The sequence below is a fragment of the Pseudomonas sp. LF020 genome, assembly GCF_053456425.1.
The window spans coordinates 83,595-108,300 of record NZ_JBRFIX010000004.1 but is presented as its reverse complement, the minus strand read 5'-3'; the positions used below and the strand labels follow the sequence as shown (position 1 = coordinate 108,300).

Below are 24,706 nucleotides of genomic sequence, written 5' to 3'. Positions count from 1 at the left end.
CGTTTGAAAGATCGCAGCCTGCGGCAGCTCCTACATTGGAATGCATTTCCTGTAGGAGCTGCCGCAGGCTGCGATCTTGTGCTTTTAGAGGCCGGCGACTTTCTGCCAGACCTTCGGCTTGAAGAACAGGGTTTCACCCTTGGCCAGTCCGATCAGGCTGTCGTGATCCTTCACCACTTCCGCCTCGATCAGATCCGTCTGCCCTTCGACCTTCAACGTCACCCGCGTGGTCGCGCCCAATGGGCGAATATCACGCACTTCAGCGGCGTGGTGATCTTCCAGCTCATGCTTGGACAACGACACTTCGTGCGGACGGAACAGCACGTGGTTGTCGTCGCTGAGCAGCAAGCGGTTCGAGTCGCCGAGGAAGTGATAAACGAAATCGCTGGCCGGGTTTTCGTAGACGTCGCCCGGCGAGCCGATCTGCTCGATCACGCCCTTGTTCATCACCACGATGCGGTCGGCGACTTCCATCGCTTCTTCCTGGTCGTGGGTCACGAACACCGAAGTCAGGTTGATGTCTTCGTGCAGCCGCGCGAGCCAGCGGCGCAGCTCTTTACGCACCTTGGCGTCGAGAGCGCCGAACGGCTCGTCGAGCAGCAGCACTTTCGGTTCCACCGCCAAGGCACGGGCCAGGGCGATACGCTGACGCTGACCGCCGGAGAGTTGCTCCGGGTAGCGATCCGACAACCAGTCCAGCTGCACCATGTTCAGCAGTTCGTGGACCTTGGTCGCGATCTGGCTTTCGCTCGGGCGCTGGTTTTTCGGCTTCATGCGCAGGCCGAACGCGACGTTGTCGAATACCGTCATGTGCCGGAACAAGGCGTAGTGCTGAAACACGAAACCGACGTTGCGATCACGCACGTCGTGGCCGGACACGTCTTCGCCGTGGAACACGATATTGCCGTTATCCGGGGTTTCCAGACCGGCAATAATGCGCAGCAAGGTGGTCTTGCCGCAGCCGGACGGGCCGAGCAGCGCCACCAGTTCACCGCTGTGGATGTCCAGGCTGATGTTGTCCAGCGCCTTGAACGCGTTGAAATTCTTGCTGACGTTACGCACTTCGATCGACATGAATTATTCCTCCGCGGCGCTGGCGCGCAGGCGGTTGATACGGTTTTCGCTCCACTGCTTGAGCAGCAGGATGAAGAGCGCCAGGATCAGCAACAGGCTCGCCACAGCGAACGCGGCCACGTGGTTGTATTCGTTGTAGAGGATCTCGACGTGCAGCGGCAAGGTGTTGGTCACCCCGCGAATGTGCCCGGAGACCACCGACACCGCACCGAACTCACCCATGGCCCGCGCAGTACACAGCACCACGCCATAGATCAGGCCCCATTTGATGTTGGGCACGGTGACATGCCAGAACATCTGCCAGCCATTGGCGCCGAGCAGCCGCGCGGCTTCTTCTTCCTGCGTGCCTTGTTCCTGCATCAGCGGAATCAACTCACGGGCCACGAACGGCACAGTGACGAAGATCGTCGCCAGCACAATGCCCGGCAGGGCGAACACGATCTGGATGTCGTGATCCTGCAGCCACGGCCCGAACAGGCCCTGGGCGCCGAACATCAGCACGTAGACCAGACCTGCGATCACCGGCGACACCGAAAACGGCAGGTCGATCAGCGTCACCAGCATGCTCTTGCCACGGAACGAATACTTGCTCACGCACCACGCGGCACTGACCCCGAACACCAGGTTCAGCGGCACCGAGATCAGCACGGCGATCACCGTGAGTTTCAGCGCCGACAAGGCGTCCGGTTCAAAGATCGCCGTGAAGAATGCGCCGAGGCCATTCTTCAAACCTTGCGAAACCACGATGAACAGCGGCAGTACCAGAAACAGGAAAAAGATCAGCCAGCCGAGGCCGATCAGGATTCTGCGCGAAGTAGCACTGCCACGGCGGGCAGCGTTGGCCGAGGACGCGGCCGCAATAGACGATTGGGACATGTTCGCGCCTCCTTATGGGGTTTCGATGCGCCGCTGCAACAGGTTGATCAGCAGCAACAGGACGAAGGAAACCACCAGCATCAGCACGCCGATGGAAGTGGCGCCGGTGTAATCGTACTGGTCGAGTTTGACCATGATCAGCAGCGGCAGGATCTCGGTTTTCATCGGCATGTTGCCGGCAATGAAAATCACCGAACCGTACTCGCCGACACCCCGGGCGAACGCCAGGGCAAAACCGGTCAGCCAGGCGGGCAATAGCGCTGGCAGGAGGATATGGCGGAACACCTGCAACGGTTTCGCGCCAAGGCAGGCGGCGGCTTCTTCGACTTCACGGGGAATGTCAGCCAGTACCGGCTGCACCGTGCGCACCACGAACGGCAGGGTGACGAAAGTCAGCGCCAGGGTGATGCCCAAAGGGGAGTAGGCGATCTTGAAACCGAGGTCGGCGGCGAACTGGCCGACCAGACCGGTCGGGGTGTACAGCGCGGTCAGGGCGATACCGGCCACCGCCGTCGGCAGGGCGAACGGAAGGTCGATCATCGCGTCGATGACCTTGCGCCCGGGGAAGGTGTAGCGCACCAGCACCCAGGCCAGCAGCGTGCCGATGATGCCGTTGATGATCGCCGCACACAGCGCGGTGCCGAAGCTCAGCTTCAGCGCGGCCAGCACTCGCGGTGCGGAAATGATCGTCCAGAACTGATCCCAGGTGAGTTGGGCGGCGTGGACGAACATCGCCGCCAGCGGGATAAGCACAATCAGGCTGAGGTACACCAAGGTGTAACCCAGCGTCAGCCCGAAGCCGGGTATGACGGGGGAGATACGACGCGACATAAAAGTCCTTGGTTGTGTGGCGAGGGAGCTTGCTCCCGCTGGACTGCGCAGCAGTCCCTACCTCTTATGAGCGCTGCGCACTCAGGCGGGAGCAAGCTCCCTCGCCACAATGAGTCCGGGTTCTGCTCAGATTACTGCGCCTGATAGATCTGGTCGAACACGCCACCGTCGTTGAAGAATTTCGGCTGCGCGGTTTTCCAGCCGCCGAAGTCCTTGTCGATGGTCACCAGTTCCAGTTTCGGGAACTGCTGGGCGTACTTCGCCGCCACGTCCTTGTCACGCGGGCGGTAGAAGTTCTTCGCGGCGATCTCCTGACCGGCCGGGCTGTACAGGTGCTTGAGATAGGCTTCGGCGATCTGCTCGTTGCCCTTTTTCTCGGCGTTCTTGTCGACCACCGCCACCGGAGGTTCGGCGAGGATCGACAGCGACGGCACGACGATGTCGAACTTGTCGGCGCCGCCATCTTCTTTCAGCGCCAGGAACGCTTCGTTTTCCCAGGCCAGCAACACGTCACCCTGACCGTTGTTGACGAAGGTGATGGTCGAGCCACGAGCGCCGGTGTCCAGTACCGGAACATGCTTGAACAGGGTCTGCACATACTCTTTGGCTTTTTCTTCGCTGCCGCCGTTGGCTTTCAGGCCGTAGGCCCACGCGGCGAGGAAGTTCCAGCGTGCACCGCCGGAGGTTTTCGGGTTCGGGGTGATCACCGAAACGTCGTTCTTGACCAGGTCGCCCCAGTCCTTGATGCCTTTCGGGTTGCCCTTGCGCACCAGGAACACGATGGTCGAGGTGTACGGAGTGCTGGCGTCCGGCAGACGCTTCTGCCAGTCGGCCGGCAGGGTCTTGCCGAGCTTGGCGATTTCGTCAATGTCGCCGGCCAGTGCCAGGGTCACGACGTCGGCGCGCAGACCGTCGATCACCGCCCGGCCCTGCTTGCCCGAACCGCCGTGGGATTGCTGGATTTTCACAGTGTCGCCGGCGTGATCTTTCTGCCAGAACTTGATGAATTCGGCGTTGTAGTCCTGATACAGCTCGCGCGTCGGGTCATACGACACGTTGAGCAGTTCGTAATCCTTGGCAACCGCGGAACCGGCAAACACAGCGCTGGCCAGGGCGGCCAAAGCGTAACGGCGAATCGACGACATGGTGAAAGCTCCTGGAATTCTTGGTGGTGGCTTTTTCTTATGTATTTCGGAAATCGTGGTGCCGGTTCAAAGATCGCCGCCTGCGGCAGCTCCTGCGCATAGCCCCCAGCAGGAGCTGCCGCAGGCTGCGATCTTTTGATCTTCAAATCAGCTCGGCTTGTTACCCGGCTGCTGCAAACGGAATTTCTCTTTGCGTTCGATCTGTACGACCTGGGCGTTGTGCACAGTGATCTCCACTGCGCCAAAACGCAGATCGCGCAGGGCGCTCTGAATTTCACGCAAGATCGTGGTTTCGTCCTGACCGTCAACGCTGCGAAGGGATGCGCTCATGGTGCTGCTCCTTTGAATGGGATATGCCTGGCAGTGGGCGGCACTGCGTTCGGCGTGGGAGCAATATAAGAGAGGCGCAGATATTCTTAAAAAGACTATTTAAGAATGTTTATATAACTGGAAAACATTATGTGGCGGGGCAAGGGTTTGCGCGGTGTTCCCGCGACGAAAGAACACCGCAACCCCTGTGTCGAGGGAGCTTGCTCCCGCTCGAGTGCGAAGCGCTCGCCGTTTTTTTTGGCCTGCTACGCAGTCCAGCGGGAGCAAGCTCCCTCGCCACAGAATCGGATTCAACCGATAAACGGTGCGCGCGCCCAATCAATCTCCCCCGCCGGCACTGGCCGCCCAAACCAGTAGCCCTGCCCCAGATCGCACTCCTGCTCCAGCAGAAACGCCGCCTGTTCGGCCTGCTCGATCCCTTCGGCATGCACCTGCATGCCCATGCTGCGGGCCAGTGCGATGATCACCCGGACAATCGCCGCGTCGTCTTCGTCCCACGGCAGGCCAGCGACAAAACCCTGATCGATCTTGAGCTTCTGCACCGGCAGGCGCTTGAGTCGCAGCAGCGACGAATAGCCGGTGCCGAAATCGTCGATGGCCAGGCGAATACCCAGCTCGCGCAACCGGTGCATTTGTTCCAGCGCCACTTCCGGATCATCCATCACCGCACTTTCGGTGACTTCCAGCTCCAGATATGCCGGATCCAGCCCGGTCTCGTGCAGCACCTGCGCCACCTGCTGATACAGCTCACGCCGGGCAAACAGGCGCGACGACACGTTCACCGCGACAAACGACAGCACAATCCCGGCCTGCTGCCACTGACACATCTGCGAACACGCCTGGCGCATCACCCACGCATCGATTTCGGCGATCAGGCCGGTACGCTCGGCAATCGGGATGAACTCCGCCGGCGACACCAGACCGCGCTGCGGATGCTGCCAGCGCACCAGCGCTTCAACGCCGATCAGGCGACTGCTGTGCAAATCGTGCACCGGTTGGTAATAGACCCGCAGTTCCTGTTGCTCCAGCGCGCGGCGCAGTTCGAAGGCGATCTCGACCCGTTGCTGCGCGTGGGCGGTCAGCTCTTCGGTGTACAACGCATAACCGTTGCGACCGCTGCTCTTGGCCTTGAACAACGCGGCGTCGGCATTGCGCAACAACTGATCGGCACTCAACGCATCACTGGGGAACAGGCTGATACCGATGCTGGCGTTGATGAACAACTCATGCGCATCGATGCAGAATGGCTCCTTCAGCGCATCGAGAATGCGCTGAGCCAGGGCCGCCGCCTGGACCAGCTGTGGACAACTTTCCGCCAGCACCGCGAATTCGTCACCGCCGAGTCGCGCCAAGGTAATCCCGGGACCGAACAATTCCTGCAAACGCGACGCCACCGCTTTGAGCAGGCGATCGCCGATGTTGTGCCCGAGGCTGTCGTTGATCATCTTGAAGTGATCCAGATCGATCATCAGCAACGCGCAGCCGCGCTTGTGGATCTGCGCCGACGCCAGCGCCTGCTCGGCGCGGTCGCTGAACAGCAGGCGATTGGGCAGATCGGTCAGTGGATCGTGGTGCGCGAGGTGCTTGAGTTCGTGTTCGGAATCCTTGATCGCACTGATGTCGGAAAACACCGCCACATAGTGGCTGAGGCGGCCCTGATCATCGTGAATCACGCGGATGGTCTGCCACTGTGGATAAATCTCGCCGCTCTTGCGCCGGTTCCAGATCTCCCCGCTCCACTCGCCCTCGCTCTCCAGCGTGGCGAACATTGCCTGATAGAAGCCCGGCGGATGGTGGCCGGACTTGAACAGGCTTGGCTGATGCCCGAGGACTTCTTCGCGCTGATAGCCGGTGATCGCCATGAACGCGCGATTGACGTGCACGATCAGGCCCTGACGATTGGTGACCAGCACACCTTCGCGGGTGCAATCGAACACCGCAGCCGCCTGGCGCAGGCGCTCACGGTCAGCCTGACGCTCACGCAACCGCGCGCCGATGCCGAGAAACTCGCACAAGCGAACGCGCGCCAGAAAGATCAGCCCGGCACTGAGCGCCGCCCAGACGTAACCGTTGATCAGTTGCCATCGCTGCAGATCGACAGACTCATCAAAGAAACTGTTCAATAAGTAACCAGTGCTCTGCAGCCAGACGACAGCAAGCACCAGGTAAAGCAGCGCTGCACGCAAGGCATCGCGGTAAGTGGCAGGCATTCGGCTGTCCATGTCCCTACAAAAAAGGTTGGAATTATAGGTGAAGAAACATCCAGCGACTCTTATCTGAAAGGGCGACTGGTTTTATCTGTGTGCTTGGTGATAATGCAACGGCTGTTTTTATCTTTATCGAGGGCCCTATAGCCTATGTGGTACGAAGGTTTTCTTGGCTTGTCGGCCTGGTCTCTGGTCGCGGTCACCCTGCTGATGACCCACGTGACAATTGTCGCCGTCACGGTCTATCTGCACCGTTATTCGGCCCACCGTTCGCTTGAGCTGAACGCCGGTCTGAAACACTTTTTCCGCTTCTGGCTGTGGCTGACCACGGCGCAGAACACCCGCGAGTGGACTGCCATCCACCGCAAACACCACGCCAAATGCGAAACCGAAGATGACCCGCACAGCCCGGTCATCAAGGGCCTGTCCACCGTGCTGCGCAAAGGCGCCGAGCTGTATCGCGCCGAAGCCGAGAACCCGGAGACCCTGCGCATCTACGGCAAGAACTGCCCGGAAGACTGGATCGAGCGCAACCTCTACAGCCGCTATCCGCTGCTGGGTGTGGCGATCATGGGCGTCATCGACCTGCTGCTGTTCGGCACCATCGGCATCACCATCTGGGCAATCCAGATGATGTGGATTCCGGTCTGGGCCGCGGGCGTGGTCAACGGTCTGGGCCATGCCATCGGCTACCGCAACTTCGAATGCCGCGACGCCGCGACCAATCTGGTGCCGTGGGGCATCCTGATCGGCGGCGAAGAACTGCACAACAACCATCACACCTACCCCAACTCGGCCAAGCTGTCGGTGAAAAAGTGGGAGTTCGACCTCGGCTGGGCGTGGATCAAAGTCTTCAGCTTCTTCAGGCTGGCCAAGGTGCAGCGTGTGGCGCCGATCGCCCACCGCGTCGAAGGCAAGGGCAGTCTGGACATGGACACCGCCATGGCGATCCTCAACAACCGCTTCCAGATCATGGCCCAGTACCGCAAGTTGGTCATCGGCCCGCTGGTCAAGCAGGAGCTGGACAAGGTCGATCATTCGGTACGCCATCAATTCCATCGGGCCAAACGCCTGCTCTCGCGGGAAACCAGCCTGCTGGAGGACCGTCATCACTTGCGCATCCAGAACATGCTCGAGCACAGCCAGGCGCTAAAGGTAATTTACGAAAAACGCCTGGCCCTGCAGCAGATCTGGGTCAAGACCAGCGCCAATGGTCACGACATGCTCGCCGCCATCAAGGAATGGGTGCACGAGGCTGAAGCCAGCGGCATCCAGTCCCTGCGTGAATTCGCCGACCAGCTGAAAACCTACTCGCTGCGCCCCGCCGCAGCCTGACCGCCATGAACGAATCCCCTGTGGCGAGGGGATTCATCCCCGATCGGTAGCGCAGCTACCGCAAATTTGTCGACGCGTTCTCATTGCTGAAACGCGTCATATCTACCGCCCGGCGGGAGCAAGCTTCCTCGCCACAAAAGCGCGGAACTTAGCACCGAAAGCCCTATCTCAAAGACACTTCGCCACCCTGGCGGGCTGTACTGTGGTCGTTGTCGAAATCGCGGCACGCCCTTTGAGATATGTGCCGATGGTCAACAACAATCAAAAAGACTCATCCCTTGCGCAGTGGCCCGAGGCCGCGCAAACCCTGATGGCGCTGATGCACGCCCAAGGCGAAGTCGCCCGGCTGAGCGAGCGCGAACAACTGTTCAGTTCATTGCTGGTGAGCGTCAACGCGGTGCTCTGGGCGTTCAATTGGGAAACCCGTCAGGTGCTGTACGTCAGCCCTGCGTATGAGCGGATTTTCGGGCGCTCGGCAGGGCTCTTGCTCGCCGATTACAACCAGTGGCGCGACAGCATCTACCCCGATGATCTGGATTACGCCGAACGCAGCCTTGCCGAAGTCCTGCACACAGGCGCAGTGGAAGACCGCGAATACCGGATCATCGCCGCTGACGGACAGGTGCGCTGGCTCAGCGACAAATGCTTCATCAACCGTCAGGACGAGCCCGGGCAACCGGTGATCATTGTCGGCATCGCCGAAGACATCACCGACAAGAAGCACATGGAAACCGAGCTGCAACGCCTGGCGACCACTGACGTGCTGACCCAGAGCAGCAACCGCCGACATTTCTTCGAATGCGCCAACCGCGAGTTCGAAGAGGCGCGCCTGCAAGGTGCACCTCTAGCCTTTCTGCTGTTGGACATCGATGACTTCAAGCAGATCAACGATAGCTACGGCCACCCGGAGGGTGACAACGTGCTGCAGCGGATCGCCGAATGCGGGCGCGGCTCCTTGCGCCGTGGCGATCTGTTCGGACGCATTGGTGGCGAGGAATTCGCCGCCGTGTTCCCGGGTTGCGCGCCGGACATGGCGATGCAAGTGGCCGAGCGGCTCCAGCAGGAGATTCAGCGGTTGAGCTTCAACGTGGACGGCCAGACGTTCGGCATCACCGTCAGCCAGGGATTGACCAGCCTGCACGATGACGACGAAAACCTCGACAGCCTGTTCGCCCGGGCGGACGCGGCGATGTACGAGGCCAAGCGTCAGGGCAAGAACCGGATTATCTCAAGCTGAAACCCACCATCCGATTCACCTCCCCAGTAGGAGCTGCGGCACGCTGCGATCTTTTGATTTTGTTTTAAAAGACAAGATCAAAAGATCGCAGCGTGCCGCAGCTCCTACAGGGGGATGCTCGTGAGTCCGGTTACTTGCGCATCCGCATCAATTCCGGCAGCCCGATCTTCAGCAACCGCGCCGTGCGACTCTTCGCCAGCTCTTCGACGCCCTCATGCTCGGTCAGACGGGCCATTTGCGCCGCCATGTTCATCACCAGCGCCTCACGGGAGTAAACCCCGCCTCCGAGCTGGTAGACCGAGGCAATCAACTCACGCAGCTCCAGCGGCAAGCGCCAGCGTGTACGCAACGCCGAACCGTAAGCCGCGCCGAACTCCGCCAGCGCGTCGCCGACTTCCTCCAGCTCATCCAGCTCGCCGCCGGCCTGCTTCCACTCCTGCAAACAACGCAGCAACGCCAGGTCACCGAGACGATGCAACATACCGGCGCAGTAGCAGCGCTCCTGATCCAGATCGAGCAGGCGCGCCAGCGTGCGGGCATATTCGGCCGTGTGCAGCGACAACCCCCAATAGCGCTCGGCGTAGTCCGCCAGGCATGGATCGCTGAGTTTGGCGCTGCGCTTGAGCGCCAAGCCGAGAATCAGGTTCATGCTCTGCCCGGTGCCGAGGCGATGCAGCGCCTGACCCAGGGTCTGCACCGCCGCGCCATGATGCTGCGCCGCGCTGTTGGCGGCGGCGATCAGCACGGCGGTGATCTGCGGATCGGTGCGGATTTCTTCTTCCAGCAGCTTCAGATCAAGTCCGTTCGGGTTCAGGCTGCGCTTCACCGCCACCTGCACATCGGTCATCAGCGGCGCACCGTCAGCCTGCTCACGACGCCGCTCAAGGAATACCGACAGGGTCATGCCCGCCGCCAGGGCCGGCACTTCGCAAAACACCTCTTCGCCCGCATCCAGCAGCAACCCCTGCAAGCGCTCGGTCAGGTTTTCCATGTTCAGCGGTTTGGTCAGGTAGGCCGTGGGCGCCAACGGAATGGCTTCACGCACGCTGGCGCTGTCGTTGCGGCTGCTCATCAGGATGAACGGCAGCGGCGGATTGCGTTTGCGCTGCCGCACGCTGCGCAGCACGCTCAAACCGTCGATGCCCGACAACTCCCAATCGACAATGGCCAGGTCATAGGGCACTTCGCTGAGTAAAGACAGGGCTTGCTGGCCGTCGGCACACAGGTCCAGCCGCGCATCGCAGCGCACATTGAGCAACACTTGTTTAAGCAGGTCCCGGGACCATGGATCAGCCTCGGCAATCAGCACTCGGGGTACGGCGGGTAAATCAACGGCGGTCATGCGCGCTCTCCCTTGCAATGCCTGAACCTTAGCCAATGCTGGCCTTTCGATACAGCGCAAAAGCGCCGGATGTGTTTCAAGGGGCGTAAAAAAACCCGCCGAAGCGGGTTTTTTGTCGAACCGATCACACAGAGTCGGGGCTTACAGCTCCGAGAAGCACTCTTCGATGATCGCCAGGCCTTTGTCCAGTTGCTCGTCCGGCGAGGTCAGCGGTACGAGGACGCGCAGCACGTTGCCGTAGGTGCCGCAGGACAGCAGGATCAGGCCCTTGTCGCGCGCCTTGGCCACGACAGCCGCAACGGCGGTCGGGTTTGGCTTGTGGCTGTCGCCGTTTTCGAACAGCTCGACCGCGATCATCGCGCCCAGCGCACGCACTTCACCGATCACCGGGTACTTGGCCTGGATGGCCTTCAGACCGGTTACCAGACGCTCGCCGACAGCCTTGCAGCGGTCCAGCAGTTGCTCTTCTTCGAACACTTCCATCACGGCCAGAGCCGCAGCGCAAGCGATCGGGCTACCGGCGTAGGTGCCGCCCAGGCCGCCTGGAGCGATGGCGTCCATGTATTCGGCCTTGCCGCAGACGCCGGCCAGCGGGAAGCCGCCAGCGATGGATTTGGCGAAGGTGGTCAGGTCGGCAGCAACGCCCATCTGTTCCATGGCGAAGAAGGTGCCGGTACGGCCAGCGCCGGTCTGCACTTCGTCAGCGATCAGCAGGATGCCGTGCTGGTCGCACAGGGCACGCAGACGCTTCATGAATTCTTTCGGCGCGACGTAGAAACCACCTTCGCCCTGCACAGGCTCGATGATGATCGCGGCGATGTCTTTCGGCTCGGCGTCGTTCTTGAAGATGCGCTCGATGGACGCGATCGAATCGTCGATGCTCACGCCGTGCAGCTCGTTCGGGTACAGCGCGCGGAAAATGCCGCCTGGCATCAGGCCCATGCCGGCCGAGTAAGGCACGACCTTACCGGTCAGGCCCAGGGTCATCATGGTGCGACCGTGATAGGCGCCGGTGAAGGCGATCACGCCGGCACGGCCAGTGGCGGCACGGGCGATTTTCACGGCGTTTTCCACGGCTTCGGAACCGGTGGTCACCAGCAGGGTTTTCTTGTCGAAATCACCTGGCACCTTGGCGTTGATCTTTTCGCACAGCTCAACGTACGGCTCGTAGGCCAGTACCTGGAAGCAAGTGTGGGTCAGCTTGTTCAGCTGTTCGGTCACGGCGGCGATGATTTTCGGGTGCACGTGGCCGGTGTTCAGCACAGCGATACCGCCGGCGAAGTCGATGAATTCACGACCTTCAACGTCAGTCACGGTAGCGTTCTTCGCCGATTCGGCGAAGATCGGGTGAATCTGGCCAACACCACGTGGAACAGCAGCGGTACGGCGGGCCATCAGATCAGCGTTAGTCTTGCTCATTACAGTCCTCATTCACCGCTCATCGGGCGGCGTGGTTCAAGGATTAAGCGGGAGAAATCGGCGGTGGCAGCATGCGATGATCGACTGCCACGGCGTTCCTGGCCGCAGAGAAAATTCCGGTTTTGAAACGACGCAAAGGGACAGCGCTCTCGTGCCCTTTGCGTTTGCAGCGATCCCTTTCCCGGCTTAGATGCCCAGGCAGAGGTATTTGATTTCCAGGTAATCCTCGATGCCGTACTTGGAGCCTTCACGGCCCAGACCCGACGCCTTGATGCCGCCGAATGGCGCGACTTCGTTGGAGATCAACCCGGTGTTGACGCCGACCATGCCGTATTCCAGGGCTTCAGCCACACGGAACACACGGCCCAGATCACGAGCGTAGAAGTAGGAGGCCAGACCGAACTCGGTGTCGTTGGACATCGCGATCACTTCGGCTTCGTCTTTGAAGCGGAACAGCGGCGCCAGCGGGCCGAAGGTTTCTTCCTTGGCGACAGCCGCGTCTTTAGGCACGTTGGTCAGGATGGTCGGCTCGAAGAAGTTGCCTTCCATCGGCTTGCCACCGGCCAGTACGGTGGCGCCTTTGGCCACGGCGTCAGCGATGTGCTCTTGCACCTTGGCCACGGCTTTTTCGTCGATCAGCGGGCCAGTGGTGGTGCCTTCTTCCAGACCGTTGCCGATCTTCAGCTTGGCCACCGCCACTTTCAGCTTCTCGGCGAACGCGTCGTAGACCGAATCCTGAATGTACAGACGGTTGGCGCAGACGCAGGTCTGGCCGTTGTTGCGGTACTTGGAAATGATCGCGCCTTCGACGGCCTTATCCAGATCCGCGTCGTCGAACACGATGAACGGCGCGTTGCCGCCCAGTTCCAGCGAGACTTTCTTGATGTCCTTGGCGCATTCCGACATCAGCTGACGACCGATTTCGGTCGAACCGGTGAAAGACAGTTTGCGCACGATCGGGTTGCTGGTCAGCTCGCTGCCGATGTCGCCGGCGCTGCCGGAGACCACACTGAACACACCTTTAGGGATGCCGGCGCGCTGGGCCAGTTCCGCCAGGGCGAAGGCGGAGAATGGAGTTTGCGAGGCCGGCTTGAGCACCATGGTGCAACCGGCGGCCAGCGCAGGGCCGGCTTTACGGGTGATCATCGCCGCCGGGAAGTTCCACGGGGTGATGGCAGCAGTAACGCCGATCGGCTGCTTGATCACGATCAGGCGTTTGTCCGGCTGGTGGCCCGGAATCACGTCACCGTAGATGCGTTTGGCTTCTTCGGCGAACCACTCGATGAACGAAGCGGCGTAAACAATTTCGCCCTTGGCCTCGGCCAGCGGCTTGCCCTGCTCGAGGGTCATCAGGCGTGCGAGGTCATCCTGGTTCTCGATCATCAGTTCGAACCAGCGACGCAGCTTGCCGGCACGCTCTTTGGCGGTCAGTGCACGCCAGGCCGGCAGCGCCTTGTCGGCGGCTTCAATGGCACGGCGGGTTTCTGCGGCGCCCATCTTCGGCACGGTGCCGAGGATTTCGCCGGTGGCCGGGTTGTTGACCTTGATCGTCTGACCGTTGTCCGCATCGACCCAAGCGCCATCAATGAAGGCTTGCTGGCGGAACAACTGGGTGTCTTTAAGCTGCATGTCGGCTTTCCTTAACAGCACCGCGGCCTGCGCGGAGCAAAATTATGATTGTAGAAAGGCGCCTCGCAAGGCTGCCGTCAGGGAAATCATCGACCGGGTGAGGCGCAGTGATCGTGCGTTATTCTCAGCACCTGCGCTTCAACACCCGATCAAAGAGCGTTTGAAATCTCAAACGGATCGTAGGAGCAAAGGGGTTAAAGGACAATAGGTCGTTCGAAAAAAAGAACAAAAACCCTGTGTTTGCTGGATTTTTCAGATCAACGCGCAAAAGCCTTCCATGACCGACATCGACAATGAAGGCTTTTGCGAGCGTCATTTCAACCTTTCGGCGTTTTGCTGGCCGAGTCCTGCAGAATCTTCTCGCTGGCTGCCGCACTGGCCGTGGTATCGACGCTGTATATCTGCATCACGCCTTGGTTGGTCGCCGCCTGAGACAACGTATTTTGCTGTTGTTGGGCGCTGACGGCGTTTTCGAACAGGATGCCGGTGGAGTGCGCCATTGTTTGATAAATGGTGCCCATTGCCATGGCCGGCGCTTCAGCTAAAACCTTTACGCTGGTTTGAGTGACTGCGTCGGTGATCTGGTCATTTACAGTTGCCATTGCCTGACTCCTTTCGCTGAACGATGAGTGTTGCAAATGTTGTTCATACCGTCGGCTTGCGCTCAGCCAGACTGCCACTGAACCGGGCGATACTCTGGTTGATTCGCTCAAGGGCCTGATCGACGTTTTCCGCATCCAATACCCCGCTCGCCGCCGCCACCGCAGCAGCGCCACCGACCAGCAAGTGCGTGTGCAGGGCACCCAACGCGCTTTCGTTCGCGGCAGCGAGATCGTCGTTGACAATGTTCTCGGTCATCTGCCGCAGCAGCACACCCTGCGAGGCCAGCGCCAGTTTGGTCACCCCATCGAAATAACTCGCCGCTGACTGCGCCACCAGGCCGCTGGCCTGGCGGATCAGGAGTTCCGACCCCAGCGCTGCCAGCGCGGGGGCTTGAGCTGCCAACTGGCTATTGAGGAAATTCACCGACTCGACCAGTTGCGCATTCAATGCCTCGCTGCCGATGCCATCGGCGGCCTGCTTGAGCAAATGCTCGTTCAGCGCTTCCAGCAAAGACGCAGTGGTAGTCGCGGGATCTGCCGTCGGCGGCTCCTGCCCCGCCGTTTGTGCCTGTTCCTCCGCCATCATGACCGCCCTCCAACCGCCAGAATCTGCTGCACCGCAGCCGCCACAGTGGCATTACCGATAATGTTCAGCGCCTGCTGCTGACTGACCGCGTTCTGCAGTGCCAGGCTGACTGCGTGGCTGGTGACCTGAGTGAGCGTGGCGATCGCCGTCGCGGGCGCAGAGCCAACAACCTGAACATTCGATTGGGTGACTGAATCGGTGATTTGTGGATTGACGGTAGCCATGCATTTCTCCTGAAGGGATAGCGATCAAAGTACCCGCCGCAGGAAAACGATAGATCAGCCCTGCCAAAGCGCCAAAAGATCGTTTTTCAGGACGTTACCGCCTTGAGGAATGCTGCTTTGCGTGGACACGGACGCTGACACAAGCGCCAAAAACCGGCATGGACGCCCCGAGCCGACCTAGGTATGATGTCGCCCGCTGCACCAGTAGCTCAGCTGGATAGAGTACTGCCCTCCGAAGGCAGGGGTCGTGGGTTCGAATCCCGCCTGGTGCGCCATGAATTGAAACGAGAAAGCCCCGGACTGTGATGGTCCGGGGCTTTTTTGTGGGTGCTGCCTTTCATGAGACAGCGGTCACTCCGTCGTCCAGTCAAACTCATCGTAATCCTCATCCTCCTCTTCCTCCCCAGTTTCCTCAAAACCCTCATCTTCTTCCACGACGTCTTCTTCCGACTGGTTCAGCAGAAATTCCTTGCGCGCCTCGGTAATCGCGCGCCGCATCTCCTCGCCCTTCTGCGGGCAGTTGAGGAGTTGGGCGATGCGGTCGATTTTTGCTGCCACTTTGTTCTCCAGCGCTTCAGCCATGGCCCGATAGTGCGCGTTTTTGCCGGGCAATGCCAAATGGCTGGGTGAACAAGCGGTCAGTTCTGGCGGATTTTTTCGAGTCGCCGGTCAAGGTCCACGTCGGGGTAGCGTTTGTGCAAATTGTTGTACAGCGCATCAGCGGCTTGCGACTGGCCGGAGTCGCGCAGGCGCAGGACTTCGTGCAGTTGCGTGTCGAGGCCGTTGGCCGGGGCGGCGGCGCGTTTGCCGAGTTTGGCTTGGTCGCCGCTGATCGCGTCGCTTTGCATCGGCTCGGCCATTTCCATCATCGGTGCCGGCGCGGACATGGCGGCAGCGGGCGGAGCGGCCAGTGACTGCGCTTCCGGTGCTTGCTTGCGCGCCAGTGGCGCGGCCGGTTTGGCGGCCGGGGCGAAGTCGAATTGCGGCTGTGGCTCGGATGCACGTTGCACCAGCGACAGCATCAGTGCCACACCGACCAGGCTGGCGAAGGCGACCTGCCAACGCGGTTTCTGACAGGCCCGCAGCCAGCGTTGCCACAGGCCTGGCTTGGGCACCGGGGTTTCGCGGTGGGCAACATTGAGGATGAACGCATCAAGGTACGCCGGCGGTTCAGCGTTATGCTGTTCACGCACATGTTTGATCACGGGATCTTCGGGTGTCTGGCGGGCGTCAGTCATGTCAGTACCTCCTCGGCCAGCAGCCGACGCAGTTTTTGCTGGGCGTAGCGCAAGCGGCTCTTGACGGTTTCCAGCGGTGTTTCGGTGAGGCTGGCTATCTGCGCCAGGTCGAGGTCGCCGTGGGCGCGCAGCAGGAACACTTCGCGCTGGTCGGCAGGCAAGGTTTGCAGGGCGCTTTCCAGGCGCTGGCAGTCACGGCTGAGGTTCAGCAGTTGTTCGGGATCGTGGGTCTCGTCGCCAATCGCATGCAGCTGTTCGTCGTAACTGTCGTGCAGCGGCTGATGCGCACCGTGTTTGCGCCAGTGATCGATCAGCCGATTGCGCGCAATCTGGAACAGCCATGTACGAAACGTCGCCCGCCTCTGTAGCTGACTGGTGCTGCGGATCAGGCTCAGCCAGGTGTCCTGAAACACTTCGTCAGCCAGTTCCGGTTTGCCGCTCAACCCAAGCAGGAACCGATACAAACCCTGGCGATGGCGCGCGTACAGAATCTCGAACGCCGCGCCGTCGCCCTCGCGATAACGCGCCAGCAGCGTTTCATCGCTGCTGGCGGTCGGGCTGTCTGGCGCAGCAAACAGCTGACTGATGAAGCCTTTGAATCGGCTCACTATTCGATCCGTCGCTCAGTGGGCATCGCATTGGATGCGGTTGAGGTGCGCAGGCTTTGCGCCAGTTCCACCAGTTGCACGAACTCGTTGCGCAAACCGAAACGGTCGTCGCCGCGAGCGCCACGGGCCAGTGCCTCGGTGTCTTTCAGGCTGAAATCGCCGGTATAACGACCGTCCTTGAGCTGCTGGGAAAACGCCGCCACCGCTGCCGCGAAACGCAGGTCCTCGCTGGCCGGTGCGACCTGATTGGCAATCGGCCGGTCGATCAGCAGACTTTTCCCACCTTCAGGCTGTTGATAACGCACACGCAGCATTGCCAATTCCCCGTTGTTCGTCGCCACCGGCGCCTGCGATTTACCGTAACGCAGCGGCTCCAGCCAGCCCTTCTCACCTGCCGGGACAATTTCATACAGCGCGGTCACCGTGTGTCCTGCACCGACTTCACCGGCATCGACCTTGTCGTTGCTGAAATCCTCACGCTTCAAGGCGCGGTTTTCGTAGCCGAGCAGGCGATATTCACTGACCTGCGCCGGGTTGAATTCCACCTGCAATTTGACGTTTTTCGCCAGCACCGCCAAGGTCGAACCGAGTTGATCCACCAGCACCTTGCGCGATTCACGCAGGTTGTCGATGTAGGCGTAATTGCCGTCGCCGGCGTCGGCCAGTTGTTCCATCAAGTGTTCATTGTAGTTATCCACACCGAAACCCAGGGTGGTCAGGGAAATCCCGGTTTTGCGTTTATCCACAGCTATTTGCTTGAGGCTGTCGAAGTCGCTGATGCCGACGTTGAAGTCACCGTCAGTGGCCAACAGGATGCGGTTGATGCCTTTGGGGATGAACGCCTGCTGCGCCATTTGATAGGCCAGTTCGATGCCTGACGCGCCAGCGGTTGAACCGCCTGCGGTCAGTTGCTCGATGGCTGTGCGAATTTTCGCTTTGTCGCGTCCGGAAGTCGGCTCCAGCACCACGCGGGATTCGCCGGCATACACCACCAGCGACACCCGATCCTGTTCGCGCAACTGATCGACCAGCAGTTTCAATGTGCTTTTGACCAGTGGCAGCCCTTCGCGGCGATCCATCGAGCCGGACACATCCACCAGAAACACCAGATTCGCCGGAGCCAGCTCCGCCACGGCGCGGTCGGAGGCCTTGATGCCGATACGCAGCAGGCGGGTGTGCGGATTCCACGGGGTGGCGGCCAGTTCGGTGGTCACGCCGAAGGGTGAACCATCGCTGGGCAGCGCGTAGTCATAGGGAAAGTAATTGACCATCTCTTCCAGCCGCACTGCGCCTTCCGGCGGCACACGTCCCTGATTGAGCAGACGCCGAACGTTGGCGTAGGCCCCTGTGTCGACGTCAGCGCTGAAGGTCGAGACCGGGGCCTCGGCGACGCTGTGAATCGGGTTGTCGGCCAGCGCCTGATACTGCTCGCGCGGCTCGTCGCGATAGCCTTGTGGATAACTTTCCGGTGCCGGGATCGCCGCGAAACTGGCAATCGGCGCCGGACTTGCTCTGCGCTTGACCATCGCACTGTCGGCGGCGAGCGCTTCATGCTGAATCGACGTCTGCGGCTGGGCCGGCGTCGGGACGGCAGCCGATTCGGGATTGGAAGACACGCCGCAACCGGCGACGGTCAACAACACACCGACGGCAACGGGTCGCAGAAAAGGCAGGGAGCGGGACATGGGGGCTGACCTCGGGATGAAAGTGATCCATTCATCCACTGAGACGGGCAGCCCCTTCAGATCGGGTTAAACGCCGCTGAAAATATTTTCAGCGGTGATAACGCCGCACCACGCTGCTGTTACGCAGTACGTGGCCTTTGATTTTGTCCATCAGCTCGGCGCGGGTCAGACCGGCGGGCAAGGCGTCCGGGGCCAGGTCCAAGGCGTAGATCTGAATGATGTAGTGGTGGGCGCTGTCGCCAACCGGTGGGCACGGCCCGATGTAATGGGTGGTGCCTTTGCTGTTGGTACCGCCCACGCCTTCGAGAGTGGATTTGGCGCCGACCCCGGCCGGAATCTGCCGGGTGGTGGCCTTGATGCCGTAGTGAATCCAGTGATCGACGCCCGCACCTTTCTGGCCGTCCGGGTCGTGCATGACGATCGCGTAGCTCAGGGTACCGGCAGGGCCCGCATTCCACGCCAGCGCCGGCGACTGGTTCTTGCCGCCACAGCCAGCCGCATCGCTCGCTGCGGCCGAGGTGAACAGGCGATTGTCCGAGACACCGGGGATGTCGAGGGTAAAGCGCTCGGCCGCCTGCGCCGGAAACTGCACGCAAAGGGCGACGGCGACGGCCGCCAGCCAAGGGTTTAGAGAGGTCAATCGGGTCATTCCGGGAGTACCTTGTGCAGTTGGGCCTTCGTCGGCCTGCAAACTATAGCTGTACCGTTCGTACCTTGGCAGTGGCAATTGGCTGAACCTCGCACTGCGGCGCAAACTCGTAAGAGAAATGCCTGTCAGGAGCACGAACATGAGCCTGCACCGTGTCGCCCATTTCGCCGATGTCCCCGAAGACCATGGGCTGCAAGTCGAAATCGGCGACTGCAAGATCGTCCTGCTACGCGCAAACGGCCAGCTCCGGGCATTTCAGGGCGAATGCCCACATGCCGGCGCACCCTTGGCTGACGGTGCGTTGTGTCACGGACGTCTGATTTGCCCTTGGCACAAGGCCGCGTTTCGCGCCGAAGACGGCGCGTTGTGCGAGCCGCCGGCCCTCGACAGCCTGAAGCGTTATCCGCTGGAGTTACGTGGCGATGAGGTCTGGGTCGATGATCAACCGCTGCCGGATGCGCACACGCCTCCGGCCGATGATCCGCGCATCTTTGTGATTGTCGGCGCAGGTGCAGCGGGCACGGCATGTGCGGCGGCTCTGCGGGAGAAAGGTTTCGGTGGCCGGATCATCATGCTCGACCGCGAAGCGGAGGCCGGTTACGACCGCACGGTGCTGAGCAAATTCGTCCTCGCCGGCGAGATGTCGGCGCAGGAAACCCCGCCGCTGCGCGACGAAGATTTTTATCAAGAGCAGCGCATCGAACGCCGACAAGTCGCAATCTCCGCGCTCGACGCTTCGGCGAGATCCCTGCATCTGAGCGACGGCCAATCCCTGTCCTACGACGCCGCAGTGCTCGCCACCGGCGGCGAGCCCAATCCGCTGCAACTGCCCGGCGCCAACCTGCCGCAGGTGTTTGTCCTGCGTTCGAAAGCCCAGGCCGAACAGATCATGCGCGAGGCCAAACCTGACCAGCGCGCCGTGATCATCGGCGACAGCTTCATCGCCCTCGAATGCGCCTCGGCCCTGCGTCAGTTCGGCCTCGACGTCACGGTCATCGCCCGCCACGCCATTCCGTTCGCCGCGCAGTTCGGCGAAGCCGTGGGCAAGGCGATCCGTGCGCTGCATGAACAACATGGGGTGAAATTCATCACTGATCACGAAGCCCGGGAAATCACTGGCGACGGCAAGGTCGAGGCGGTGTTGCTGGACAACGGTTTGCGCCTGTCGGCGGATCTGGTCCTGGCGGGGGTTGGTGTGCACCCGGCCACCGAGGCTTTTGCGTCGCTGCCTAGGGAGAAAGACCAGTCACTGCGAGTCGATGCCGGCCTGCGTGTTTGCGACGGACTCTGGGCAATCGGCGATATCGCCACCTTCCCCCTGAACGGCCAGCCACAACGCATCGAACACTGGCGCCTGGCCCAGCAGCATGCCCGAATCGCTGCTGCCAACATGCTCGGCGCTGACGAGCATTATCTGGATGTGCCGTTTTTCTGGACCTGGCACTTCGGCAGGAACTATGACTATCTGGGTCACGCGAGTCAGTGGGATGAAATCGAGTTCAAGGGCGAACCCGGGCATCCGCCCTTCATCGGCCTGTTTGGACAAAACGGCGTGGTGGTTGCCGCTGTGGCATGCGAGGAGGAGCGGGCCATGGCGATGCTGGCCGAACGGATGAAACAGCCGCTGACGATGGAAAACGCGTGGGAACTGATTCGCGGCTGAATGCTGATTGCTGATTGCTGATTGCTGATTGCTGAACAATGTAGGAGCTGCCGAAGGCTGCGATCTTTTGATCTTTCAAATCAGAATCAAAAGATCGCAGCCTTCGGCAGCTCCTACAGGGGAGCGTCGTTCAGGTGGGGCGATTTATCGGGTCGCGATTATCGTCGTCCTCGGCGTGCAGGAAGATCACCCGGGGATGTTCCAGCGGCGCCAGCGGTGGCGGCAGCTCGGCAGGCTCCAGCGGACGAAAGTTCAGCACCACATGGCTGATGTCACCGTCCTGATCGTTGTGGATGGTCATCACTCCAGGGGTGCGCAGCTTCTGCAAGCGCTCGTCGCACAGGCGAAAGCTCTTGGTCAGCCCTTCATCATCGACCACCGGTGCCGGCAATCGACGCTGAGCGAAGCTTCTGCTTTTACGCTGTTGATAACGCGCCCAACCAATCAGAATCACTGCGTTGACCAGCGCCACCCACAGGTAGATCTGCAAGGTGCCGAGGGCTTCAAACGCCGAGTTGTCGATGCGCGGCCCACCGGCGTGGGTCTCGATCAATGGCCACAGTCCGCGTATCAGCAGAAACAGCAGGCCGACCCAGGCCAATACGGTGAGGATCACATCGATCACCACCAGGAAGGGCCGCTGGCGGGTCCGGATGATTTTCATTTGATAACCTCCTCTTCGTCGTCGCCAACCGGTTTGATACCCCGATCAGGGCTGACCCAGCGCGCACGCTTCTGATGCTGACCAAACAGCACTTTGGGGAAACTGACCAACGTGGTGAGCAGGCTGACCAGCCAGAACGCGATCGGGTACCAGACCACCCAGAACATGGTTCGGCCCAACCCCGGTTCGTAGCGCCGGTCGATAATGATGCTGACCGCGAATTGCACCAGGCAGACGAACGCCAGTAACAGCCCGGTGAACGCCGGGGGCATCAGGTGATGCACGGCAATCGATTCCGGCATGACCACGAACTTGCCGACGCCCCAGAAAATCACCGACAACAGAAACGTGAAGGCCCACCCGGTCGACAGGCAATATTCGAACAGCAGCGGCCACAGGTAACGATGGCGGTACTGCCAGATGCCGCGAATGTTCTTGAACAGCACCTCGGCACCGCCCTGGGCCCAGCGCAGGCGCTGCTTCCACAGGCCGCGCAGGGTTTCCGGCATCAGGATCCAGCACAGCGCGCGCGGCTCGTAGAAGATGCTCCAGTGATCGAGTTGCAGTTTCCAGCTGATGTCGATGTCTTCGGTGATCATGTCCGGGCTCCAGTAGCCGACCCGGTTCAATGCAGTGCGGCGGAACGCGACGATCACCCCGGACACGGTAAAGATCCGTCCGAACACCCGTTGCGTGCGCTTGATCAGGCCGATGATCGACGAGAACTCGCCGACCTGTACCCGCCCGACCAGGGTCGAACGTGTGCGGATACGCGGGTTGCCGGTCACCGCGCCCAGCCGAGCGTTGTCGAGCATCGGCGCCACCAGATAGGCCGCGGTGTTCGGCGCCAGCAGCGCGTCGCCGTCGATGCACACCAGATATTCGCTGCGCGCGGCAATCGCGCCCATGCGCAGGGCCACGGCCTTGCCCTGGTTTTCCGCCAGGTGCAGCACGCGCAGGCGTGGGTCCTCCTGGGCGAGCCGGTCGAGCACTTCGGCGGTGTTGTCCTTCGAGCCGTCGTTGATCGCGATGACTTCGATGTTCGGATAGTGCTGGGCCAGCGCTGCGTGAATGGTGTCGGCAGCGTTTTCGCCTTCGTTGTAGCAAGGGATGAGGATCGAGATCAGCGGCTCGCCTTCCAGTGGCGGCGGCAAAGTGTCGTCCTTCCATGGCCAGTGGCGTTCCCAGTGCAGCCAGAAATACAGGCCGCCGGCAATCCACAGCCCGGACATGAACAACGGGTAGAAGAACACGAAGTCCATCAGGAACTGCCCGGTGACCAGGAAGATCAACCCCAGCGGCACGCCGAGGACGAGCGCCAGAACAAGCAGGGCTAACAGTCTATCCAGCATGTCATGGGTTCCATTTGTTGGAGAGCGCAGGCCTTACGGTTTTCAGGTCCGGCAGGTTGTCGAGGAAGTTGTCCGGGTAGTAACCGAAACTGGTCGCACCCTGACGCTTGAGTCGGCCCATCCAGTCGGCCAGTTGGGCGCCATCGATGTCGGCCTGATCCTTTTTCGTCCAGTCGCGGGCCTGCAGCTCGAACACCGTGCGATCCAGCGCGCCGGGGCGCTGCTTGATCTTCGCCACCAGTTCTTCGAGCCACGGGCCGGATTGCGCGTGGGTCTGTTTTTCCATCAGCGGCATGGCCATCGGCGCGGTCCAGTCGTAGGTCACGAGGAAGTCGTCGAGGTTCTGCGCAAACCAGGTTTCGCTCTCAGGATTGAGCACCGGCTCGGCGAAGATGTTGCGTGCGGTCAGCACCTGCGGGCCACGGATCGCACGGACCTTGGCGGTCAGCTCATTGGTGAAGTCGATCAGGTATTTGCTCTTGAACCGCGTCCAGCGCTGCATGGCTGCCGGATCATCGCGAAGCGCTGCAATGGATCCCGGCAAGCCGTGCGCGGCATAAGCCTTGAGGGCCTCGGGGCTGGCGTCTTCGAAGTCCGACAGCACCGCGTCGTCGTGATAGAGAATGCCGTCGACCGAGGTCAGGCGCGCCACGTCTTCGTAGATCTCACCGATGATCTGCCGTACTTGCGGATCGAACGGCGACAGGCGCTGATACTGATCCGGATCGACCGCAGTGGTGCCAGTCTTCGGATCCCAGCGAGTCACCCGCGGCAGCTTCGCATCGAGACCGAAACTGAGCACCGGCATCCACGCGAACACCTTCACGTGTGCCCGAGTACGCAACTGCCAGGCAACGCGGTCGAAGATGTCGGCGCGTACCGGCAGGTGACGGTTGGGGAAGTACAGCGAGTGCACCAGTCCGTCGCCCTTCGGATCAGCGAAGGCCTGCAGGAACACGGTATTGGCGCCCATGTCGGCCATGCGCTGGATCAGCTTGCCGAGGTTGATTTCCTGCTGCGCCGGATCCGGGTCGTAGACGTTGTCCAGATCGACGTGGACCACACGCATGGTGAAATCCGACTGCGCCGCGACGATGCTGTTGGCGAAATGCTCGCCATCAGGATCGGAGGCGACCAGAAAGCGCGGGCTGCTCATCAGGTTGTCGAGGGCGTCCAGACCGTCATCCAGCGTCAGGGCCATCTCGTAGCCCTGCTCGCCGACCACGGTCAGCGAAGTGCCGTCCGCCGTGCCGTAGGGCCAGACCCAGACTCGCGGTTTCTTGCCGGTGACCTTGCGGATCTTCTCCGAAATGGTCGCGACGTCGTTGCGGATTCGCGCCTGGAAATCGGCCTCGGACTCGTAGCGTTTGGTCACCGGGTCGTAACGCCGCGTGGCCGCTGCCGGTTGCATGTTGCCTTGCGGGTTGGCAAGGATGCCTTTGTGGCTGGCGTCGGTGTGGGCGGCGATCTCCACCAGACCCGACTGCGAGATTTCCCGCACCTGATCCCAGGTCAGAAAGTCCGAACGTGCGCGGGGTGCACCGGCAAAATCCACCGGTTGATTGAGCGGCGTATCGATCCACACGCCGACCGGTGCCAGCAACGCGTGCCAGTTGTAGGCGCGCAGCACCGGCAGCACGCGGGTATAGAAGCTTGAGTAACCGTCGTCGAAGCTGAGCAGGATCGCTTTGGTCGGCAATTCCGGGCCGCCCTTGCGCGCGGCCATGATCTGATCGACGGTGACCGGCTGGTAGCCGTTCTCGCGCAGCCAGGCCAACTGTTCGATCATGCGCTCGGTGCGCACCGCTACCACGGCCTGATCGGGGTCGCGGTCTTCGATATCGTGATAGGCGATGCCCAGCACGTGGTTTTTCGGCCACGGTTTTTCACTGGCCGCCAGCGGACGTTGCGACGGCGGCGCGAAGGCCGGGGCTTGCTGGGCGCAGGCGCTGATCAGCAGCACTCCCAGCAGAAGGATGAAACGCGTCATCAAAGGCATCTTCAAACTCT

At 61.1% G+C, this 24,706-nt stretch carries 23 protein-coding genes and 1 tRNA gene; 4 read left to right on the top strand and 20 right to left on the bottom strand.

The genetic code is table 11. From position 1 onward, the window contains the following. Window positions 1–84: 84 nt before the first annotated feature. The 6 genes from ACU680_RS11025 to dibA form a co-directional block, all read right to left on the bottom strand. A complete protein-coding gene (locus ACU680_RS11025; protein ID WP_367082408.1) occupies window positions 85–1,074 on the bottom strand; it encodes a sulfate/molybdate ABC transporter ATP-binding protein in 990 nt (329 codons plus the stop codon). Between the two features lie 3 nt (window positions 1,075–1,077). Continuing rightward, a complete protein-coding gene (gene cysW / locus ACU680_RS11020; RefSeq protein ID WP_007952817.1) occupies window positions 1,078–1,950 on the bottom strand; it encodes a sulfate ABC transporter permease subunit CysW in 873 nt (290 codons plus the stop codon). Window positions 1,951–1,962: 12 nt separating this feature from the next. After that, a complete protein-coding gene (cysT, locus tag ACU680_RS11015) occupies window positions 1,963–2,781 on the bottom strand; it encodes a sulfate ABC transporter permease subunit CysT (RefSeq protein WP_448179457.1) in 819 nt (272 codons plus the stop codon). A 131-nt stretch (window positions 2,782–2,912) separates the two neighbouring features. Further along, entirely contained in the window at window positions 2,913–3,926 is a 1,014-nt protein-coding gene (locus tag ACU680_RS11010) for a sulfate ABC transporter substrate-binding protein (protein ID WP_003220509.1), read from the bottom strand. A 147-nt stretch (window positions 3,927–4,073) separates the two neighbouring features. Next, complete coding sequence (oscA, locus tag ACU680_RS11005; RefSeq protein WP_003220508.1) at window positions 4,074–4,256, bottom strand: sulfur starvation response protein OscA; 183 nt, start codon at window positions 4,254–4,256, stop codon at window positions 4,074–4,076. 290 nt (window positions 4,257–4,546) lie between these two features. Then, window positions 4,547–6,466, bottom strand: coding sequence for a phosphodiesterase DibA (dibA, locus tag ACU680_RS11000; protein ID WP_448179456.1), 1,920 nt, complete (start codon window positions 6,464–6,466; stop codon window positions 4,547–4,549). A 147-nt stretch (window positions 6,467–6,613) separates the two neighbouring features. On the opposite strand from dibA, the gene desA reads away from it, so the two are divergent. Both desA and ACU680_RS10990 read left to right on the top strand, forming a co-directional pair. Next, on the top strand, window positions 6,614–7,798 hold the full coding sequence (desA, locus tag ACU680_RS10995) for a delta-9 fatty acid desaturase DesA (RefSeq protein ID WP_367082404.1): 1,185 nt from the start codon (window positions 6,614–6,616) through the stop codon (window positions 7,796–7,798). Between the two features lie 247 nt (window positions 7,799–8,045). Beyond that, window positions 8,046–9,035 carry a GGDEF domain-containing protein gene (locus ACU680_RS10990; protein WP_367086207.1) on the top strand — a complete coding sequence of 330 codons (990 nt, stop codon included), beginning with the start codon at window positions 8,046–8,048 and terminating at the stop codon, window positions 9,033–9,035. Between the two features lie 130 nt (window positions 9,036–9,165). Here the strand turns inward: ACU680_RS10990 and ACU680_RS10985 are convergent, their stop codons facing one another. The 6 genes from ACU680_RS10985 to ACU680_RS10960 form a co-directional block, all read right to left on the bottom strand. Further along, window positions 9,166–10,377, bottom strand: a complete 1,212-nt coding sequence (locus ACU680_RS10985) for an HDOD domain-containing protein (RefSeq protein ID WP_448179455.1) — start codon at window positions 10,375–10,377, stop codon at window positions 9,166–9,168. 141 nt (window positions 10,378–10,518) lie between these two features. Next, entirely contained in the window at window positions 10,519–11,796 is a 1,278-nt protein-coding gene (gene gabT, locus ACU680_RS10980; protein ID WP_448179454.1) for a 4-aminobutyrate--2-oxoglutarate transaminase, read from the bottom strand. Window positions 11,797–11,982: 186 nt separating this feature from the next. Beyond that, complete coding sequence (gabD, locus tag ACU680_RS10975) at window positions 11,983–13,425, bottom strand: NADP-dependent succinate-semialdehyde dehydrogenase (RefSeq protein ID WP_007963502.1); 1,443 nt, start codon at window positions 13,423–13,425, stop codon at window positions 11,983–11,985. 317 nt (window positions 13,426–13,742) lie between these two features. After that, a complete protein-coding gene (locus tag ACU680_RS10970) occupies window positions 13,743–14,027 on the bottom strand; it encodes a RebB family R body protein (protein ID WP_145595722.1) in 285 nt (94 codons plus the stop codon). Window positions 14,028–14,070: 43 nt separating this feature from the next. Further along, on the bottom strand, window positions 14,071–14,613 hold the full coding sequence (locus ACU680_RS10965) for a hypothetical protein (RefSeq protein WP_367082401.1): 543 nt from the start codon (window positions 14,611–14,613) through the stop codon (window positions 14,071–14,073). Further along, window positions 14,610–14,837 (bottom strand): RebB family R body protein, encoded by a 228-nt coding sequence (locus tag ACU680_RS10960; protein ID WP_145595719.1) that lies wholly within the window; start codon window positions 14,835–14,837, stop codon window positions 14,610–14,612. The genes ACU680_RS10965 and ACU680_RS10960 overlap by 4 nt, the downstream gene beginning before the upstream one ends. A gap of 198 nt (window positions 14,838–15,035) precedes the next feature. On the opposite strand from ACU680_RS10960, the gene ACU680_RS10955 reads away from it, so the two are divergent. Further along, a tRNA-Arg gene (locus ACU680_RS10955) sits at window positions 15,036–15,112 on the top strand. A 76-nt stretch (window positions 15,113–15,188) separates the two neighbouring features. Here the strand turns inward: ACU680_RS10955 and ACU680_RS10950 are convergent. The 5 genes from ACU680_RS10950 to ACU680_RS10930 all read right to left on the bottom strand — a co-directional run bounded on the left by ACU680_RS10950 (window position 15,189) and on the right by ACU680_RS10930 (window position 19,017). Next, window positions 15,189–15,419, bottom strand: a complete 231-nt coding sequence (locus tag ACU680_RS10950; protein WP_448179453.1) for a hypothetical protein — start codon at window positions 15,417–15,419, stop codon at window positions 15,189–15,191. Window positions 15,420–15,475: 56 nt separating this feature from the next. Beyond that, window positions 15,476–16,075, bottom strand: coding sequence for a hypothetical protein (locus tag ACU680_RS10945; protein ID WP_448179452.1), 600 nt, complete (start codon window positions 16,073–16,075; stop codon window positions 15,476–15,478). Then, window positions 16,072–16,653 carry an RNA polymerase sigma factor gene (locus ACU680_RS10940; protein WP_448179654.1) on the bottom strand — a complete coding sequence of 194 codons (582 nt, stop codon included), beginning with the start codon at window positions 16,651–16,653 and terminating at the stop codon, window positions 16,072–16,074. The genes ACU680_RS10945 and ACU680_RS10940 overlap by 4 nt, the downstream gene beginning before the upstream one ends. Before the next feature lie 29 nt (window positions 16,654–16,682). Continuing rightward, complete coding sequence (locus ACU680_RS10935; RefSeq protein WP_448179451.1) at window positions 16,683–18,368, bottom strand: vWA domain-containing protein; 1,686 nt, start codon at window positions 18,366–18,368, stop codon at window positions 16,683–16,685. 88 nt (window positions 18,369–18,456) lie between these two features. Beyond that, entirely contained in the window at window positions 18,457–19,017 is a 561-nt protein-coding gene (locus ACU680_RS10930) for a YbhB/YbcL family Raf kinase inhibitor-like protein (RefSeq protein WP_103367783.1), read from the bottom strand. A 139-nt stretch (window positions 19,018–19,156) separates the two neighbouring features. On the opposite strand from ACU680_RS10930, the gene ACU680_RS10925 reads away from it, so the two are divergent. After that, a complete protein-coding gene (locus tag ACU680_RS10925) occupies window positions 19,157–20,680 on the top strand; it encodes an FAD-dependent oxidoreductase (protein ID WP_448179450.1) in 1,524 nt (507 codons plus the stop codon). 130 nt (window positions 20,681–20,810) lie between these two features. Here ACU680_RS10925 and pgaD read toward each other — a convergent pair whose 3' ends face one another. From pgaD to pgaB, 3 genes are read right to left on the bottom strand one after another with little or no spacing between them, the layout of a single operon-like run. Beyond that, window positions 20,811–21,344 (bottom strand): poly-beta-1,6-N-acetyl-D-glucosamine biosynthesis protein PgaD, encoded by a 534-nt coding sequence (gene pgaD / locus ACU680_RS10920; RefSeq protein ID WP_400760179.1) that lies wholly within the window; start codon window positions 21,342–21,344, stop codon window positions 20,811–20,813. Beyond that, window positions 21,341–22,696 (bottom strand): poly-beta-1,6-N-acetyl-D-glucosamine synthase, encoded by a 1,356-nt coding sequence (pgaC, locus tag ACU680_RS10915; protein ID WP_007961454.1) that lies wholly within the window; start codon window positions 22,694–22,696, stop codon window positions 21,341–21,343. The genes pgaD and pgaC overlap by 4 nt, the downstream gene beginning before the upstream one ends. Before the next feature lies 1 nt (window position 22,697). Beyond that, window positions 22,698–24,695 carry a poly-beta-1,6-N-acetyl-D-glucosamine N-deacetylase PgaB gene (pgaB, locus tag ACU680_RS10910; RefSeq protein ID WP_448179449.1) on the bottom strand — a complete coding sequence of 666 codons (1,998 nt, stop codon included), beginning with the start codon at window positions 24,693–24,695 and terminating at the stop codon, window positions 22,698–22,700. Window positions 24,696–24,706: the final 11 nt, after the last annotated feature.

Coding starts and splice junctions, on each gene's coding strand:
- ACU680_RS10985 (WP_448179455.1), bottom strand. CDS start 10,377: ATGACCGCCGTTGATTTACCCGCCGTACCCCGAGTGCTGATTGCCGAG.
- gabD (WP_007963502.1), bottom strand. CDS start 13,425: ATGCAGCTTAAAGACACCCAGTTGTTCCGCCAGCAAGCCTTCATTGAT.
- ACU680_RS10965 (WP_367082401.1), bottom strand. CDS start 14,613: ATGATGGCGGAGGAACAGGCACAAACGGCGGGGCAGGAGCCGCCGACG.
- ACU680_RS10950 (WP_448179453.1), bottom strand. CDS start 15,419: ATGGCTGAAGCGCTGGAGAACAAAGTGGCAGCAAAAATCGACCGCATC.
- desA (WP_367082404.1), top strand. CDS start 6,614: ATGTGGTACGAAGGTTTTCTTGGCTTGTCGGCCTGGTCTCTGGTCGCG.
- ACU680_RS10930 (WP_103367783.1), bottom strand. CDS start 19,017: ATGACCCGATTGACCTCTCTAAACCCTTGGCTGGCGGCCGTCGCCGTC.
- ACU680_RS10925 (WP_448179450.1), top strand. CDS start 19,157: ATGAGCCTGCACCGTGTCGCCCATTTCGCCGATGTCCCCGAAGACCAT.
- cysT (WP_448179457.1), bottom strand. CDS start 2,781: ATGTCGCGTCGTATCTCCCCCGTCATACCCGGCTTCGGGCTGACGCTG.
- cysW (WP_007952817.1), bottom strand. CDS start 1,950: ATGTCCCAATCGTCTATTGCGGCCGCGTCCTCGGCCAACGCTGCCCGC.
- ACU680_RS11010 (WP_003220509.1), bottom strand. CDS start 3,926: ATGTCGTCGATTCGCCGTTACGCTTTGGCCGCCCTGGCCAGCGCTGTG.
- dibA (WP_448179456.1), bottom strand. CDS start 6,466: ATGCCTGCCACTTACCGCGATGCCTTGCGTGCAGCGCTGCTTTACCTG.
- ACU680_RS10990 (WP_367086207.1), top strand. CDS start 8,046: ATGGTCAACAACAATCAAAAAGACTCATCCCTTGCGCAGTGGCCCGAG.
- ACU680_RS10970 (WP_145595722.1), bottom strand. CDS start 14,027: ATGGCAACTGTAAATGACCAGATCACCGACGCAGTCACTCAAACCAGC.
- gabT (WP_448179454.1), bottom strand. CDS start 11,796: ATGAGCAAGACTAACGCTGATCTGATGGCCCGCCGTACCGCTGCTGTT.
- ACU680_RS10935 (WP_448179451.1), bottom strand. CDS start 18,368: ATGTCCCGCTCCCTGCCTTTTCTGCGACCCGTTGCCGTCGGTGTGTTG.
- ACU680_RS10945 (WP_448179452.1), bottom strand. CDS start 16,075: ATGACTGACGCCCGCCAGACACCCGAAGATCCCGTGATCAAACATGTG.
- pgaB (WP_448179449.1), bottom strand. CDS start 24,695: ATGCCTTTGATGACGCGTTTCATCCTTCTGCTGGGAGTGCTGCTGATC.
- pgaC (WP_007961454.1), bottom strand. CDS start 22,696: ATGCTGGATAGACTGTTAGCCCTGCTTGTTCTGGCGCTCGTCCTCGGC.
- ACU680_RS10960 (WP_145595719.1), bottom strand. CDS start 14,837: ATGGCTACCGTCAATCCACAAATCACCGATTCAGTCACCCAATCGAAT.
- oscA (WP_003220508.1), bottom strand. CDS start 4,256: ATGAGCGCATCCCTTCGCAGCGTTGACGGTCAGGACGAAACCACGATC.
- pgaD (WP_400760179.1), bottom strand. CDS start 21,344: ATGAAAATCATCCGGACCCGCCAGCGGCCCTTCCTGGTGGTGATCGAT.
- ACU680_RS11025 (WP_367082408.1), bottom strand. CDS start 1,074: ATGTCGATCGAAGTGCGTAACGTCAGCAAGAATTTCAACGCGTTCAAG.